The 15,586-nt window shown below is 40.4% G+C and carries 19 protein-coding genes; all 19 read left to right on the top strand.

Annotation, left to right across the window (positions count from 1 at the left end; all coding sequences use genetic code 11):
* Positions 1–24 precede the first annotated feature (24 nt).
* The 19 genes from C4533_05050 to C4533_04960 all read left to right on the top strand — a co-directional run bounded on the left by C4533_05050 (position 25) and on the right by C4533_04960 (position 15,579).
* Positions 25–1,995, top strand: coding sequence for a DUF2813 domain-containing protein (locus C4533_05050; GenBank protein ID RJP29167.1), 1,971 nt, complete (start codon positions 25–27; stop codon positions 1,993–1,995).
* A 161-nt stretch (positions 1,996–2,156) separates the two neighbouring features.
* Positions 2,157–3,467: an MBL fold metallo-hydrolase gene (locus C4533_05045; GenBank protein ID RJP29166.1), complete on the top strand. Its 1,311-nt coding sequence runs from the start codon at positions 2,157–2,159 to the stop codon at positions 3,465–3,467.
* A 144-nt stretch (positions 3,468–3,611) separates the two neighbouring features.
* On the top strand, positions 3,612–4,322 hold the full coding sequence (locus C4533_05040) for a hypothetical protein (protein ID RJP29165.1): 711 nt from the start codon (positions 3,612–3,614) through the stop codon (positions 4,320–4,322).
* A 14-nt stretch (positions 4,323–4,336) separates the two neighbouring features.
* Positions 4,337–4,801: a hypothetical protein gene (locus C4533_05035; protein ID RJP29164.1), complete on the top strand. Its 465-nt coding sequence runs from the start codon at positions 4,337–4,339 to the stop codon at positions 4,799–4,801.
* A 34-nt stretch (positions 4,802–4,835) separates the two neighbouring features.
* Positions 4,836–5,522, top strand: coding sequence for an aquaporin Z (locus tag C4533_05030; protein RJP29163.1), 687 nt, complete (start codon positions 4,836–4,838; stop codon positions 5,520–5,522).
* A 326-nt stretch (positions 5,523–5,848) separates the two neighbouring features.
* On the top strand, positions 5,849–6,259 hold the full coding sequence (locus C4533_05025; protein ID RJP29162.1) for a hypothetical protein: 411 nt from the start codon (positions 5,849–5,851) through the stop codon (positions 6,257–6,259).
* Positions 6,260–6,369: 110 nt separating this feature from the next.
* The gene (locus C4533_05020; GenBank protein ID RJP29161.1) at positions 6,370–6,576 is read left to right on the top strand and encodes a hypothetical protein; all 207 of its coding nucleotides are present in this window, start codon (positions 6,370–6,372) and stop codon (positions 6,574–6,576) included.
* A gap of 2 nt (positions 6,577–6,578) precedes the next feature.
* Positions 6,579–7,328, top strand: a complete 750-nt coding sequence (locus C4533_05015; protein RJP29160.1) for a LysM peptidoglycan-binding domain-containing protein — start codon at positions 6,579–6,581, stop codon at positions 7,326–7,328.
* Positions 7,329–7,331: 3 nt separating this feature from the next.
* Positions 7,332–7,994: a peptidoglycan-binding protein gene (locus tag C4533_05010; GenBank protein ID RJP29159.1), complete on the top strand. Its 663-nt coding sequence runs from the start codon at positions 7,332–7,334 to the stop codon at positions 7,992–7,994.
* Positions 7,995–8,105: 111 nt separating this feature from the next.
* Entirely contained in the window at positions 8,106–8,504 is a 399-nt protein-coding gene (locus tag C4533_05005; protein RJP29158.1) for a peptidoglycan-binding protein, read from the top strand.
* 2 nt (positions 8,505–8,506) lie between these two features.
* Entirely contained in the window at positions 8,507–9,454 is a 948-nt protein-coding gene (locus C4533_05000) for a serine hydrolase (GenBank protein ID RJP29157.1), read from the top strand.
* A gap of 11 nt (positions 9,455–9,465) precedes the next feature.
* On the top strand, positions 9,466–10,206 hold the full coding sequence (locus C4533_04995) for a polysaccharide deacetylase family protein (protein RJP29156.1): 741 nt from the start codon (positions 9,466–9,468) through the stop codon (positions 10,204–10,206).
* A 4-nt stretch (positions 10,207–10,210) separates the two neighbouring features.
* Positions 10,211–10,882 (top strand): hypothetical protein, encoded by a 672-nt coding sequence (locus tag C4533_04990; GenBank protein RJP29155.1) that lies wholly within the window; start codon positions 10,211–10,213, stop codon positions 10,880–10,882.
* A 26-nt stretch (positions 10,883–10,908) separates the two neighbouring features.
* A complete protein-coding gene (locus C4533_04985; GenBank protein RJP29154.1) occupies positions 10,909–11,709 on the top strand; it encodes an alpha/beta hydrolase in 801 nt (266 codons plus the stop codon).
* 96 nt (positions 11,710–11,805) lie between these two features.
* Positions 11,806–11,988 (top strand): hypothetical protein, encoded by a 183-nt coding sequence (locus tag C4533_04980; GenBank protein RJP29153.1) that lies wholly within the window; start codon positions 11,806–11,808, stop codon positions 11,986–11,988.
* A gap of 84 nt (positions 11,989–12,072) precedes the next feature.
* Positions 12,073–12,234, top strand: coding sequence for a DNA-directed RNA polymerase (locus tag C4533_04975; protein ID RJP29152.1), 162 nt, complete (start codon positions 12,073–12,075; stop codon positions 12,232–12,234).
* Between the two features lie 623 nt (positions 12,235–12,857).
* The gene (locus tag C4533_04970) at positions 12,858–14,111 is read left to right on the top strand and encodes a DEAD/DEAH box helicase (protein RJP29151.1); all 1,254 of its coding nucleotides are present in this window, start codon (positions 12,858–12,860) and stop codon (positions 14,109–14,111) included.
* 181 nt (positions 14,112–14,292) lie between these two features.
* Positions 14,293–14,730 (top strand): nucleoside deaminase, encoded by a 438-nt coding sequence (locus C4533_04965; protein RJP29150.1) that lies wholly within the window; start codon positions 14,293–14,295, stop codon positions 14,728–14,730.
* 102 nt (positions 14,731–14,832) lie between these two features.
* Positions 14,833–15,579 (top strand): hypothetical protein, encoded by a 747-nt coding sequence (locus tag C4533_04960; GenBank protein ID RJP29149.1) that lies wholly within the window; start codon positions 14,833–14,835, stop codon positions 15,577–15,579.
* Positions 15,580–15,586 lie beyond the last annotated feature (7 nt).

Raw genomic sequence — 15,586 nt, 5'->3', positions numbered from 1 at the left:
GGATTTTATGGATAAAGGAACTAAATGATTATTGAAGAAATCTCAGTATTAAATTACAGATCTATAAGGGAGGAAACACTTACTTTTGAGGATTTAACTATTCTGATAGGTCCGAATGGCTCGGGAAAATCAACATTTTTGCAAGCCCTCAACCTATTTTATAACACGGTGAAGTCGTTAACAGTTAATGAGGAAGATTTTTACAATAAAGACACAAGCAAACCAATAAGAATTATAATTAAGTTTTATAAATTAACAGAATATGAGCTTGAGGAGTTTGCGCCATATATTGATAGAGGAACTTTGACGATCGAAAAAGAGATTGGGTTTAATGGAGTTACTTCACAAGAAAGATATTACGGATCAAAACTACAGTATCCTGACTTTCAAGAAATAAGAACAGCTATTCAGAAATCAGACAAAAGGACCAAATATAATGAGTTAAGAAGTACGCCTGAATTCAATACTTTGCCAACGGTATCAAGTGCAGATGGGATTGAGGCGAATTTGGCAGCTTGGGAAAAAGAGCATTTGGATAAGCTAAGGCGCATAAAAGATGATGGACAATTTTTTGGTTTTCGGAATGTAGGTGTTGGAAAGCTTGAAAGATTTACTAGGTTCATTTTTATACCAGCTGTAAGAGATGCAAATTTAGATGCAACCGAGACCAAAGGGAATATAATAACTGAGCTCTTACAGTTAGTCGTTAAGAAAGAAATTGAGCGAAAACCCGAGCTATTAGCATTTAAGGAAGAGACCATAAAAAAGTATAAAGAATTAACTAATCCTGAGAAATTACCAGAACTACCAAAATTACAGAAAGAACTGAATGATACTTTAAGAAAGTTTGTTCAATCAGCTGGCGTAGTATTAAACTGGCAAGAAAAAGAAGACTTAGAAATACCGCTTCCGCAAGCATATGTAAAATTGATTGAGGATAATTTTGAGGGAGATATTTCAAAAAAGGGGCATGGTTTGCAAAGAGCCTTTATAATGACGTTGCTGCAACATTTAAGTATAGCTCGGCATGTTGATGATTCGCAAAAAGAACAAGCCGAAGAAGAAGCCAAAGACGAAGAAGGAGAGCGAAAGGGAGAAATAGTTGAAATAAGGCCTAATTTTATACTCGCCATAGAAGAGCCAGAATTATATCAACATCCAGTTAGACAAAGGCATATATCCAGAGTATTGTTGGAGCTAGCGCAACCTTCTCCTGAGCGAGATTATGAGATGCAGATTATTTATTCAACACACTCTCCTCATTTTATTGGTTTAGATAGGGTAGAAAAAATAAGAAGGGCCAGAAAGAATATTGCAGGAGGGGCAATTCCAGAAACAAAAGTCAAAAAGATGAATTTAGATAAAATAACCAAAGAGTTGGAAGAAATATTTGGAAAACAGAAAGAAGGTTTTACCGCCGCATCATTAAAAGCGCGGTTAATCTCACTTTTGACCCCTTATGTTAATGAAGGTTTTTTTGCAGATGCAGTTGTAATAGTCGAAGGCGAAGCCGATAAAGCAGTTTTATTTGGAACCTTGAAAAATCCAGGTGACCTAGAAGGGAAAGGGATTACCGTAATACCTATTGGAGGCAAAACGAATATTGATAGGTGTGTCCTTATATTTCGTGAACTCGATATTCCAGTATATTTTTTATTTGATGGAGATAAAAAATGCGAAAGCAGTAGTAAAGATTGCAATACCAAATATAATAGAGCTCTTTTAAAATTGGGTGGTGTCACAGAAGAAGATTTTCCTACTACTAGAGTAGAAAAACTTTTTGCATGTTTTGAAGAAAACTTGCCAGCACAATTAAAAAAAGAGTTGTCCGAAGAAATTTATAAAATATGCAAAGCCGAAGTAGAATCTCTAAAAATCGGCGAAAAACAACCGTATTTTTTGTATCAATTAATGGAGTGCGCAAAAAGCCAAAAAGCAGGGAGCAAAACCTTAACTGATATTATAAGCAGAATTGTAAGTTTAGCCGATCCCTAAAATTTTCGCCAGTTTTTTGAAAAGATAGCGCTAGGCGGGGCGCGGGGTGGGGGCCGCGCCCCGCCAAAGGTTTAGTTTTGAAGCACTGCCCGCAAGAGTCGGGGCATCCCGCCCCGTAGGGGCTTATTAGATGATTGAAGGCTTGCTTACTACGGCATAAAATGCACATTGGCCTATTGGAAAGCCAAGTGCGACACCTTCTGTGTCGAATAAAGGGGGCGGTCACATTTTTATCAAGGAGAAATAGTATGTTTAAACAATTTATTGCCGGAAGCTGCTATTCATATGTTATAAGCTCTAAAGAAGAGGCATTAATAATTGACCCTCACATAAGCTTGTTGGATGAGTATGGCCAGTATTTAAGGAAAAATAAGCTCAAACTCAAATTTATTATAGACACACATACGCATGCCGACCATTTTTCCTTAGCCGCGGTTTTTAAGAAGAAATCCGGCGCGCAGGTATTGATGCATGAAAAAGCAATATCCGAAGTGGCAGACAAGCGCCTTAAAAATGGGGACCAGGTTTCCGTAGGTTCAAGCACTCTTAAAGTAATATATACCCCCGGGCATACGGATGACGCTATAAGTTTATACGGTGAAAACAGGTTATTTACCGGTGATGTGCTTTTGATAGGCAGTGTCGGCCGCACGGATTTCCAGAACGGTTCTCCTGAATCCATGTTTGATACATTACAAAACCTCAAAAACCTTCCGGGAGAAACTGTCATTTTTCCCGGCCATGACTACCATGAAAAACGTTCATCCACTTTAGCTAAACAAAAGGAAGAAAATCCCTTCTTAAAAGAAACAGATAAAGAGGTATTTGCCAGGAATATGCGGGCAAAAGTCATCCCTAAACCTTTTAATATTGATAATATTGTGCGTTTAAACCAAAGAGGAGAGGCTGCTGCATTGGAGATGATCTCTCCAAAAGATGCTTTAACTCTTTCGGGAAAAGATCCGCAGGTCAAATTGCTGGATGTGCGCTCGGCTTTAGAATTCAGCCAGGTGCACATTAAGGATTCAATCAATATCCCCATAGACATGCTTACTGCTAAAATCAATGAGCTAAGCCAATCTAAGCAAAGTTTTATTGTTCTATGCCGCACGGGCAACCGTTCCCCTATGGCTGCTGATATGTTGATACAATCAGGTATTCACGGCGTAAAGGTAATGCAAGGAGGCATGTTGCGCTGGCAGAAAGAAGGGCTTTCTGTTATTAAAGGCGAAGGCGGGATATCATTAGAGCGCCAGGTCAGGCTTATTGCTGGCAGTCTGGTTTTGGCAGGCATACTCTTATCATGGCTTGTGCATTGGGCGTTTATTTTTATTGCAGTATTTGTCAGCTGCGGACTTGTTTTTTCCGGATTGACTGATAACTGCCTTATGGGTATGCTGCTAATGAAATTGCCTTATAATAAAAAATTGTATAAGACAAAACTTGGCGGCGGCACATGCGCCATGGGGTAGCAAAATTCAGAAATAAAGGTTACGGTTATATTTTTACTATTTTTTATTGCTTTATAAGATAAAAAAGAGATAGAATAGAGTGGGCAGCAAGGCAGGGGAATTAGGGCCATTCCCTTATATTGCTAAGAAGAGAAGGGAGGAAAGATGAAGAAGCTTATTATAATTATCGCAGCAATAGTTTTAATCATAGTTATCGGTTTAGTTATCGGCAGAAACATACTGGCAAGAATAGCTATTATAAAAGGAGTCAAGTCCGCCACGGGGATGGCTGTTGATGTTAAAGGCATTAATATAGGATTGGTGGGTTCTGGTATTTCAGTAACCGGGCTAAAGATTTATAATCCCGGCGATTTTAGCGACAGGCTCTTAGCCGATATTCCGGAAGTCTATGTTGATTTTGATTTGTTAGGTTTATTTAAAAGCAAGGTGCACCTGCGCAAGCTGAAGATTGATATTACCGAGTGTCATATTATTCTGAACGAAAAAGGAAAACTCAATGTAAACTCTCTGGCGTTGTTGTTGCCCAAGTCGCAAGGAGAAAAACCTCCGGAAGTAAAGATAGACGAATTGCGGCTTAAGATCGGCAAGGTCGTCTATAAAGGCTATTTTCCCGCGGTGGGCGCAAAGTCCAAAGAATTTAATATTGATATAGATGAAACATTCCACGATGTAACCAATCCTTCCAGGGTCGCAGGGGATGTCTTAAAGAGGATCCTTAACCGTATAGGCATAGGTGGCCTGGCAAATTTTGACGTCAAGTCTGTGGGTAGCCAGATGAAAAAAGAGGCAGAGGAGGCTGTCGGCGGGTTCCTGGAAAAGGCAAAAGAAGATTTAAAAAGCACGTTTTCAAATTAAAAAAAGGGGAAGATATGAAAAGAATTATATTAGCATTTGGGTTAGTAATGGGCCTTATGACGTTTGTTTATGCGCAGAGCAGTTCGGAAGTCGCTAAACAAGTAACTAAAGAACTGCAGGATTCCGGGACTATCGCAGCAGCAGATGCTTCAAGCGTAAGTTCTTCGGTTAAAACACTCGTTGATAGCGGCGCTAGCGCAAAGGAAGCAAAGAGTGTTGTCGCCCAGGCTGCGCATCAGGCTAAAATCGAAGGGTTAAAGGGTAAAGAGCTTGCCGCCAGAGTACAGGCAGCAGCAAAGGAACGCAAGGTACAGCTTGAAGAAGCAAAAAAGAAGGCCAAGGAATCCGCACAAAAGGCAAAGGAAGACGCAGAGAAAAAGGCAAAAAAGGCTAAAGAAAAAGCGGAAAAAGAAAGCAAGAAAGTAAAGGGAGAGCTTGATAAGGCTTCAAAAGGTTTGAATAAGCAATGGGGCAAATAAAAAAGATCAAGCAGTTTAAGCAAAGGAGGAATGCATGAAAGCATTTTTTGCTGAATTTTGCGGGACATTCTGGCTTGTGCTTGGAGGATGCGGAAGCGCAGTGCTTGCCGCGGCATTTCCCGGTTTAGGTATAGGCTTGCTTGGCGTATCTTTGGCATTCGGCTTAACTGTATTAACCATGGCTTATGCTATCGGGCATATTTCAGGGTGCCATCTTAACCCTGCTGTTTCAATCGGGCTATGGGCAGGCGGACGTTTTCCGGCAAAGAAATTAACTCCTTATATTCTCGCGCAGGTTTTAGGTGCTATCGCTGCCGGCTGGGTCCTTTTTCTTATAGCAACCGGTAAAGACGGGTTTATATACTCAACTTTCGCTTCTAATGGCTACGGCCCGCATTCACCCGGCGGCTACTCATTATTGGCAGGGTTTGCCACTGAAATAGTAATGACGATGTTTTTCCTGTTTGTAATTATGGGAGTAACTGACAAGAAGGCGCCTCAGGGTTTTGCTCCGATAGCCATCGGCCTTTGTCTTACCCTGATACATTTGATCAGTATTCCCGTTACCAATACCTCAGTTAACCCCGCGCGCAGCACAGGCGTTGCTTTATTGGCTGGCGGTTGGGCAGTTTCTCAGCTTTGGCTGTTTTGGGTAGCTCCGATCATTGGCGCTGTAATCGGTGCTGTTGTTTATCGCGTTATAAACCAGGCTAAAGAATAGAGATAAAATTAAGGGGTATATTCTTAGAGGATAGGCTTTTAAAAATTTGGAGCAGTGCACAATGAAGCGTCCCTTGTCATCTCATGATGTTTTATAGAATCATTTTGAATATCCAATTTGGGATAAAGCGGACGGCTATGTTTCCTAAAACGGGAAGGCAGCCAAGGCAGGAAAAATAAAACCGTTACCTTTTAAGTTGCTTATTTTAGAAAATAAGTTATAATATGAACCAATAAGGCGATGATTACATAACAATAATTATATTCAGGGTCCAGAGAATAATTTTCTGGAGGTTTTTGATGGTCGGGCCGCCATCTTGCACATGAGTGCGAGATGGCTTTTTTTATTTGTATTTTACGATTTTGTTGGTCAGGTTAATTATTATGAAGCTAACAATTATTGTTTTGTTGGTAGTATGTGCTGGTATTCTGGGTTTTTGTTTATTTTCTGCGCGTAAAGAGTTGATAGGTATGCATGAAAGGTATGTTTTCTATGAAAAAAGGAACGAGGAATTACAGGCAGAGCTGATACGCCATAAGAAAGATTGCGCTGAAAACAAGAAGCTTCTGTCCGAAATTGAACAGAATATTAAAGAGCTAGAAAGCAAAATCCAGTTGGCGACCCTCGAGCGGTATCTTCCGGATAAAACATGGAATGAGATTAAGCCGATAATTGGCCGCTTAAGGACTCTACGGCAGGAGGAAGAAAAACATAATACTGATGAAGAGTTTTTTTAGCATGCCGGGATGGAGGTTCGGCTGCTGTTATTTAAGAATCAGAAAAACTAATTTATCAAATAGTAGCCGATAGGCTCTATAAGAGTATTGAGATAGCGAGGGCAGGGGTTATGAAAAAGAGAAGATTTATCGTAAGGTTTGTTCTGTTCGTGATAGTAGCAATTATATTAAATGGCTGTGTTTTTATTGTGAAGGACGGGGATAGAATAAGGTATTATGGCATAGATGAGCAGCGAGGCAGCGAACATTTGCATCAAATCTCCGAGAAGCAGAGAGAAATTTACGGGCCAAGAGAAATCCCAAATCCTATTAAGTAAATATGAAAATTTCAGACCTTAAGTTAATAATAGGCTCTATCTTTCTAACGATACTAGCTTCCGGATGCGTGACCATTTCCACTCAGCCGTCCATGCGGCAAACTTACGGTATTTATCATATCGTTGAGAGAGGCCAGACGCTTTATAGAATATCAAAAAGTTATAATGTTGATATTAACCAGGTCATGAGATTAAATAAAATCATAGATCCGACGCAGATCGACATTGGCCAAAGGATATTTATACCGGGAGTCCGCTTGCCGGTGCCTATAGAACCATATAAGTCTATCCCCCGGGAAGCCATAAAGAAATTGGTGGGCCTAAAATCCAGCTCATCTGATTGGCATTACATTACATTACATCATAGTGCTACTCATGAAGGTAATGCTGTTACCTTTGACCGTAATCACCGTAGCCGCAGGATGGGCGGTCTTTTTTATCATTTCGTCATCGGTAATGGCACGCTCTCCGGAGATGGGGAAATCGAAGTTGGCTGGCGCTGGAAAAAACAGGAAGCGGTAAATCGTCCCGCTGATATTCAGATATGCCTTGTAGGTAACTTTAATGAAGAAAAAGCTAGCAGATCGCAACATGATGCGTTGATTAAGTTGGTGAGTGTTTTACGGGAACAGTACGGCATATCCATGCAGAACATAAGGAGGCATAAGGATATAGAGGGAAAGGCTACTGAGTGTCCCGGTGAAAGTTTCCCATTCAATAGTATTATAGCAGAATTGAAAAAGAACCGGTGATCTATGGTTAAGTTATTTCTTTATATTCTAACCTGCTTATTTATATTCACGATATTTTTTGCTCCTGTGAGGGGCTATATTAATCATTTATTGTACCGGGATAAGTGGGGAGAGCCTGAATATCAGATAATCGGGAAAGTATCAGGATATAACCCGCGGGTGGTTGAAATTCAAAAGGTCTTAAAAGAGGCCGGCTTTGACCCCGGTGTTATAGACGGAACTATGGGTGCTCAAACCAGGCTGGCAATCAGGAATTTTCAGAAAGACAAAAAATTGAAGCCTACTGGCAGGATCGATGCAGCCACGCATCTGGCATTAACCAGAGAAAAGGAATCAGGCAATAATATACCTATAATAAAAATCGAAGTACCACTAACCGCTTTAAAGGATAAAAGCGCGTCAGCGAATGAAGGGGGTAGCCATACAGTTGATAAAATTGAATCACGGGAAGCGGTTAAAAGCCATAACCCTGAATCAAATAACAGATCAAAGCAAATTCAAATAGCCCTTAAAAACACCGGATTCTATAAAGGGGAGGTAGACGGAAGGATCGGCCCAAGGACCAAAACTGCTATAAGGGCTTTTCAGAAGGCAAATAAAATTAAAGTAGATGGTGTAGTGGGCCCGAAAACCTGGGCAGAGCTGAATAAATTTCTTTTTGATTAGATGTATCTGAACAAGTTCGAGAAACTAGTGAAGTGCTTTCTATGCGCAATAAACAAAATTGATCGTAGTATCTTTGGGAGATTGTATGGATAACAAAAAGGAGGAGAAAAGATGCCGGTAAGGCCAATATTATTGTTTTTCTTAGTTTATGCTTTAGCAGGATGTGCCACCGTATCCAAGAAACAGAATGGTTCATCACAGGTGGTCTCATCCGGCAGCAGCCAGGGGTCATATCAGCAGGGAGTATATGATTACGATAATTCCTGGTCAGTCGGTAGTTATGAAAAATCAGCAAGCAAGACCGATAGGGATTCTAATGTGCAATTAACTTCGAAGCAGATACAAAGGGCTTTGCAGAATGCCGGTTACTATAAAGGGCCTATTGACGGAAAAATCGGGCCTAAAACCAAGGCAGCCATTATTGAATTTCAAAAAGCCAAAGGGCTGAAAGCCGATGGGATAGTTGGTAAAAAGACTTCTGCTGCGTTAAACAGATATTTATCCCGGTAAGAATGAGAATAAAAAACACAATTCTTGTAATATCAATTGTGATCTTATCGGCGAGTGCCGGATATTCAGTCAGGCGATACCTTGAAAGATCCGAAAAGACCAGGCAGGAATTTTATTTACGGCAGGTTAGAAGAGCTGCTTGGCAAGAGTTAGGGCGGCATTTGAAATCTGAGATAGACCAATTCAAGGGTGAAGCGGGAATAGTCATAAAAGATTTGCATGCCGGATGGGAGTTGTCATATCAGAAATCCAAATTGTTCCCTTCGGCAAGCCTGGCTAAGATCCCTATTATGGCTGGGTGTTTCTTGGCAGCCGAACAAAATTTGATCAAGTTGAACCGTGATATATCTTTAAAATCTACTGATAAGCTTACTGGTTCGGGCATGCTGAAAGATCTGCCTGCGGGCAAGTCGTTCAGCGTTGACAGGCTTATCGGGTTTATGATATATGACAGTGATAATACTGCCACCAATATCCTCACCGATCTGCTTGGCATTGACTATTTGAATAAAACATTTCAGGACTTTGGTCTACAAAATACCTTTTTGTCCCGCAAAATAGCGGATTATCGTTCGCGTGACAAAGGACTCGAGAATTATACTACAGCTGAAGATATGGTCTTATTGTTAGAAAAGATATACAGAAGGGCTCTCGGGAATAAATCAGTTTCGGATCGCTGTCTGCGTATTTTAAAACTTGCTCGAATGAACGACCGTATTCCCAAATATTTGCCACCTGAGATAACTGTCGCGCATAAAACCGGTCTTGAAAAAGGCGTCTGTCATGATACGGGCATAGTATTTACTTGCAGCGGTGATTTTATCATTGTGGTATTAACCAAGCATGCTGATGCGAACAGCGCTCCTTCCAAAGAATTCATCGCAAGAATATCATTACAGGCATATAAATATTTCGAACAATTAAATAATTATAAGGTAAACTTAAAATAATAATTAATTCAATGATAGCGAAACAGTTAAGTAAAACCTTTATTTTCTTAGGTGTGTGTTTTGTTTCCTTGGCGATGTTGGGTACTGCCGAAGCCAATCTTCATAATAAGAAGAATAGGAAGGGTGTTGTTTATTGGCATGGAGATTCAACTCGAAACAAGATCGCCTTGACCTTTGATGATGGTCCTCAGAGCATTTATACGCCACAGATATTAGACATTCTCAAGAAATACAATATAAGGGCAACATTTTTCTTGATTGGTAAGAATGTGGAGGTTCTACCGGAGCTGGCGAAAAGAATTAGGGATGAGGGGCATATAATTGGAAATCACACCTATGACCATCCGGATCTTAGGTTGCAGAATCAGAGGCAGATAAAGCAGCAAATACGAAAAACTGAAAAAGCGATTATTGATGCAACAGGAATAAAACCGTATCTTTTTAGACCGCCCTATGGTGTTGATAACAATGTAGTGTTACAAGAGGCAGAGAATTCCGGCTATACCATTATTAAATGGTCAGTGAGCGGCTTAAACGGCAGGCAGGATAGCCATTCTAGAAAAATTGCGCATAGGGTTGTGGGCAATGTCCGGAATGGATCAATTATATTGCTCCATGATGGCAATCGTTTGTCCAACAATACGGATCGAAGTCAAATCGTGAAAGCATTACCGATAATTATCGAAACCTTACAGGGAAAAGGGTATCAGTTTGTGACGATAAATGAGTTGCTTTTAGAAAAGGAGGCCTAAACATATGAAGGCAAAATTTGTGGTTATTATGTTTTTGGCAATATTTACCATGTCAGGGTGTGCCTATATTCAGAAAATCAAGAGGACTGATGAACTTGAGATTGAAAACCAGAATTTACGGGCTCATATTGCGCAACTCCAAAAGGAAAAAACAAGGGAAGTTGAGAGTGTCGTCAAACAAAAAGAGAAGGAACTTTCTGAGCTTGAGAAGGCTAACCTTGAATTAGAGGATGCGCTAAGGAAAGAAATAGGTGATTATAAAGCTAAGCTGGAGATGACCGAACGGGGGCTTGTAATAACTTTTGTTTCCGAAATATTTTTTGATTCCGGTAAAGACAAGGTGAAAGATAATGGCAAAGATACGCTTAACAAAGTTGCCGAAGTCCTGAATAGGAATGTTCCTGATTCTGCCGTGGCGATAGAAGGCCATACTGATAATGATCCAATAAAATTTTCTGTGTGGAAGACGAATTGGGAATTATCGTCTGCCCGCGCTCTTGCGGTCCTTCATTATCTTGTAGATGAATGCAATCTTGAGCCGCAAAGGTTATCAGCAAATGGTTACGGAGAATTTCATCCTGTGGCTGCTAACGATTCTCCTGAGAATAAACAGAAGAATAGAAGGGTAGAGATCGTTATACTACCGGCTAAGATAAGTAAAGTCAAAGTAAGATAGGTTGCGGAGACATTGCTTTAATTAATATGTTTTATAAAATATTAGTAATTATACTGGCAGTTTTTTGTTTAGTTTTTGTTTACGTTAAATATGTTGAATATAAAGGAATATTTTATCCTTCCAAAGATATATTGGCGTATCCTTCGTCTTCCGGGATTCCTTTCGAAGATATAATGATAACCACAGAAGACAATTTAAAAATAAACGGCTGGTTCTTGCAAAACCCTAAAGCCAAATACACGCTTTTATTCTTGCATGGAAATGCCGGTAATATTGGAGATAGGATTGATAAAATAGGGATGCTTTATGAGCTTGGCCTGAACATTTTAATTATTGATTACCGGGGATTTGGCAAAAGTGAAGGAAAGCCCAGTGAGTCCGGGCTTTATAAAGACGCAAGTGCCAGCTATCATTTTCTGGTAAATAAACGCAATATTGCAGCCGATGAGGTTATTCTATACGGTGAATCGCTGGGAACAGCCGTAGCCGTGGACCTTGCTTCTAAGAATAAGGTAAAGGCGCTTATCTTAGAAGGCGCTTTTTCTTCCGGTAAAGATATGGCAAAAGAAATCTATCCATTTCTGCCGAGGATAATTTTCTCAAATAGCTATAATTCTCTGGCAAAGGTAAGAGGCGCCAAAATGCCTAAATTATTCATACACAGCAGAGAGGATGAGATAGTGCCTTACCGACTTGCTCAAAAACTTTACGGAGTTAGTTCTTTCCCGAAGAAAATCGTTTCTATAAACGGCCCGCATAATGAAAGTTTTTTAATTTCCTTTCCAGAATATAAAAAGGCAATAAAAGAATTTATTGATAAACTTTAAGATAAATAGCCGTTTTGTTATAAATAGTTTGCATAGCGCAGGTTTTAGAGTAGAATCTTTATTGCGTACTATTAAAGGCGCAGTAAGGAGAATATCTTGGGTAGAGATAATTATTCATTTCAAAAGTATCAGAAGGAGCTAGCAAGAAAGAAGAAGGCAGAAGAAAAAAAGCAAAAGAAATTGAATAAAAAGGCGATGGAGAACGTCCCGCTGGCTGATTTACCGGATGGCTCAAGAGACGGGCATAATCAAGTTACCGGTGATAACCCATCTTTATAGTAAATAACCCTTGCTTTATTTTCTTAATAGCTCTATAATCACAAGTCAATGCTGAAACATCAGCAAAAAACCAACGGAGGAAAAATGGGGTATCAAGATGGTGGTAGATTCGGCGGACCAAGGGAAATGCATAAGGCAGTATGCTCAGAATGTAAAAAAGAGTGCGAAGTCCCGTTTAAACCAAGAGAAGACCGCCCGATATATTGCAAAGATTGTTATTCAAAGCGCAAGAACGAAGGCCGTTAACTTCCAGCAAGCCGATACGATAATCATAATATAAGACGGAGATTCAAACCGCAAGGACAGCATACTTTGCCTTGCGGTTTTTTTTACGCTTGCATTGTCTGGTTGTTCTTAAAAGCAAAAAATCAAAAGTGAGGTGTCAAATGAATAGCTGTATGAGATGCGGGCAGAAAATGTCACATAATTATCTGGTGCCGGTATTTACTATGCAAAAAGATAAAAGAGAACGAATGATAGTATGTTTAAAATGCAAAGAAATCCTGAATAAAAATGTGACTAACGAAGCAAAAAAAGTATCTGTTTGATCTTGCCTTTATCGCCGCTTTAAATATCCGGAAAAGATTGTGTTTGACAAAACAGCTTAAGGTGGTATAATAATCTAACAATTAAAGATTAGAGATCGGCAGCCGTAAAGGGCGGGCAACTAACCTTTACGGCTTTTCTTTTTTTGACATTTGAAGGCAAAAAAGGAGCTCTGAAATCAAAAAAGTAAAGATTTCTAGCAAAGGTAGAAAATGCAAGGTCCCCTTATGTAAACATATTCTGAGTATTTACAATCACGGAGAATACTGCCACATACATCTTCGCCAGCTTGATTTTCTTCCCAAACAAAGGACTGCTAAATAATGACATTTAACAAGAATATCACCGAGAATGCTCTATATCGAGAGCTTGACCCGGCACAGAAGAGTTTTTATGGCCTGGGTATCGCGCCTAAGATAATTGAGACCCTGGAGCGCATAAAATTTAAGGTGCCTACACCAATACAATTTAAGACCATACCTGTTGCAATTGAAGGCAAGGATGTAATCGGTATCGCGCAGACCGGAACCGGCAAAACCCATGCTTTTGCTATTCCTATGGTCCAGCGCCTTGCCAGGATGGACGGGGTGGGGCTGGTGCTTGCGCCTACGCGAGAACTTGCTATACAGATAGACGAAGCTTTTTACAGTTTGGTGCATCCATTTGGGCTAAAAACCGCCTGTTTAATCGGAGGCGCGCCAATGGGCGCTCAAGTGCAAGCTCTGCGTAAGAACCCGCGCATAGTTATTGCTACTCCCGGCAGGCTGCTTGATCATATGAGCCAGTGGAATTTTATGACTGACAATGTTATCATGCTTGTACTCGATGAAGCTGACCGTATGCTGGATATGGGATTTGCTCCGCAGATAACCAAGATCCTTCATTTCATACCGAAAAACAGGCAGACTATGTTATTCTCGGCGACTATGCCTAAAGAGATCGTTGAGATTGCGGCAAAGCATATGAAATTACCTGTTTCTGTTGAAATTGCCCCTTCAGGTACCACGGCAGAGCTTGTAACGCAGGAATTGTTCATAGTCAAGAAAGAGACTAAGCTTAAATTATTAAGTAAATTGCTTGCGCAGTATCATGGCCCGGTGCTTTTGTTTTCGCGCACCAAACATAACGCGCGCAAGATCAAGATATCAATAAGGAATATGGGCTATAGCGCTGCAGAGATGCACTCAAACCGCAATCTATCCCAGCGCCGTGAGGCACTTGAAGGCTTTAAGTCGGGGAAATACAAGGTGCTTGTCGCTACAGATATAGCCGCAAGAGGCATAGACGTAAGCGGGATAGAGCTGGTTATCAACTATGATTTGCCGGAAGACGCTGAAAATTATGTGCACCGTATCGGACGTACCGCCAGGGCAGGGGCTAAAGGGCATGCTATATCATTTGCTACCCCTGAGCAGCGCCGCGACGTAAAAGAAATAGAAAAAATCATCAGGCACACCCTTCCTTTGTCAAAACACCCTGAAATTGCCCATGAAGATTTTATTGAGTCAGGGCAAAAGGCCCCCAGCAAGGACTCGCGCCGCCATAACCCAAAAAGAAATAAATTCCGCCGTTTTTAAGCCTTGCCAATCGCCGTAGATTATCTAAAATTAAATTTCTTGATATAAAATATATTCAGAACTATAATACATTCCATAGTTAGATAAAAGCATTTATAATTTTAATCTAAACTTGGGAATGAAAGGGGGATGCTGCTATGTTTTCGGGTCTTATGGAAAATATAGAGGTGTCCCTTTTTAAATGAATGAGTATCTTAAGGCTGCAATAGAAGAAGCAAAGGCAGGGTTAAAAGAAGGCGGCATACCAATAGGCTCGGTTATCGTTTGTAACGGTAAGATAATCGGCCGCGGGCACAATAGGCGCATCCAGAATCGCAGCGCGATTTTACATGCCGAAATAGCCGCATTAGAAGACGCAGGACGTATGGAGGCGTCCGAATATAAAAAATGTACGCTTTACACAACTCTCTCTCCGTGTCCTATGTGCTCAGGGGCAATACTCCTTTATAAGATCCCTCATGTTGTTATCGGAGAGAATAAGACATTTAAGGGAGAAGAAGAGCTTTTGCGTTCCAGGGGGGTTAGCCTGGAAGTGTTGCAGGATGAAACCTGTATTTCGTTGATGAAGAGATTTATCAAGGATAACCCAAGGCTCTGGAGCGAGGATATCGGAGTATAATTATTATCGGTTATTAAAAAGTTCAGATGGGGACACTTCACTCATATCTGAATGCGTTACAGTGGGTTAGAGGGAAACGGTCCTTATTCGATGCTTTAACAAATGGAGGAAGTGATGAGAAAGCTGATTGTCGGTTGTCTTGTTGCTCTTTTGTTGATCTGTCCGGCTTTTGCAGAAATGGTAGTTCTGAAGAATGGTAAGACTGTAGAAGGCAAGATATTGGAGGATACGGATACTTATGTGAAGATCGATTTTAATGGCACACCGCTTACTTATTTTAAGGATGAAGTAATGGCCATACGAAAAGATGTCGTTGACACTACTGGTACCCAGGCCGAACCGGACAAGAAATCTGCCAAGGTAGAGGTTTTAAATTCGGAATATACCAAACCCCCTGATCCAAAAGAGAATATAGAAATAAGAGCCGACTCTTCCATAGAAGAGATTCTGAAGAAAATTAATTATTACTATGCCAGCCATGATTTTGACAAGGCTATAGAATTAGGCAAGATGGCTTTATCAAAAACGGATGACAAGTTTACTATGGCACAGATTTATTATAGCCTGGGAGCTAATTACCTTGAAAAAGGGATTGAGCCTTATAACCAGAATAAGGACGATAGTTATTATAAATTATCTATTGAGTATACAAAGAAGTGCCTGGAGATCATACCTAATAGCTGGCGGTCCTGGGCTAATTTAGGTTCGGTTTATACAAACATGGGAGATTATGAGCAGGCCATTTCATATTTATTGGAAGCAGAGAAATACCTGGATAAAAATGACCCTATGTATAAGGAATTATTGTTTCACCGCATGATGCTAGAGGATATGCTTAAGGGTAAATAACCGCATA

The sequence above is a fragment of the Candidatus Omnitrophota bacterium genome, from assembly GCA_003598025.1.
Classification (GTDB): Bacteria; Omnitrophota; Gorgyraeia; order Gygaellales; family Profunditerraquicolaceae; genus Profunditerraquicola.
This window is presented reverse-complemented; position numbering and strand designations above follow the sequence as displayed.

Excerpts from the sequence above, each read along its gene's own strand:
- C4533_05050 (RJP29167.1), top strand. The coding sequence starts at position 25 with ATGATTATTGAAGAAATCTCAGTATTAAATTACAGATCTATAAGGGAG.
- C4533_05045 (RJP29166.1), top strand. The coding sequence starts at position 2,157 with ATGCACATTGGCCTATTGGAAAGCCAAGTGCGACACCTTCTGTGTCGA.
- C4533_05040 (RJP29165.1), top strand. The coding sequence starts at position 3,612 with ATGAAGAAGCTTATTATAATTATCGCAGCAATAGTTTTAATCATAGTT.
- C4533_05035 (RJP29164.1), top strand. The coding sequence starts at position 4,337 with ATGAAAAGAATTATATTAGCATTTGGGTTAGTAATGGGCCTTATGACG.
- C4533_05030 (RJP29163.1), top strand. The coding sequence starts at position 4,836 with ATGAAAGCATTTTTTGCTGAATTTTGCGGGACATTCTGGCTTGTGCTT.
- C4533_05020 (RJP29161.1), top strand. The coding sequence starts at position 6,370 with ATGAAAAAGAGAAGATTTATCGTAAGGTTTGTTCTGTTCGTGATAGTA.
- C4533_05015 (RJP29160.1), top strand. The coding sequence starts at position 6,579 with ATGAAAATTTCAGACCTTAAGTTAATAATAGGCTCTATCTTTCTAACG.
- C4533_05010 (RJP29159.1), top strand. The coding sequence starts at position 7,332 with ATGGTTAAGTTATTTCTTTATATTCTAACCTGCTTATTTATATTCACG.
- C4533_05005 (RJP29158.1), top strand. The coding sequence starts at position 8,106 with ATGCCGGTAAGGCCAATATTATTGTTTTTCTTAGTTTATGCTTTAGCA.
- C4533_05000 (RJP29157.1), top strand. The coding sequence starts at position 8,507 with ATGAGAATAAAAAACACAATTCTTGTAATATCAATTGTGATCTTATCG.
- C4533_04995 (RJP29156.1), top strand. The coding sequence starts at position 9,466 with ATGATAGCGAAACAGTTAAGTAAAACCTTTATTTTCTTAGGTGTGTGT.
- C4533_04990 (RJP29155.1), top strand. The coding sequence starts at position 10,211 with ATGAAGGCAAAATTTGTGGTTATTATGTTTTTGGCAATATTTACCATG.
- C4533_04985 (RJP29154.1), top strand. The coding sequence starts at position 10,909 with ATGTTTTATAAAATATTAGTAATTATACTGGCAGTTTTTTGTTTAGTT.
- C4533_04975 (RJP29152.1), top strand. The coding sequence starts at position 12,073 with ATGGGGTATCAAGATGGTGGTAGATTCGGCGGACCAAGGGAAATGCAT.
- C4533_04970 (RJP29151.1), top strand. The coding sequence starts at position 12,858 with ATGACATTTAACAAGAATATCACCGAGAATGCTCTATATCGAGAGCTT.
- C4533_04965 (RJP29150.1), top strand. The coding sequence starts at position 14,293 with ATGAATGAGTATCTTAAGGCTGCAATAGAAGAAGCAAAGGCAGGGTTA.
- C4533_04960 (RJP29149.1), top strand. The coding sequence starts at position 14,833 with ATGGAGGAAGTGATGAGAAAGCTGATTGTCGGTTGTCTTGTTGCTCTT.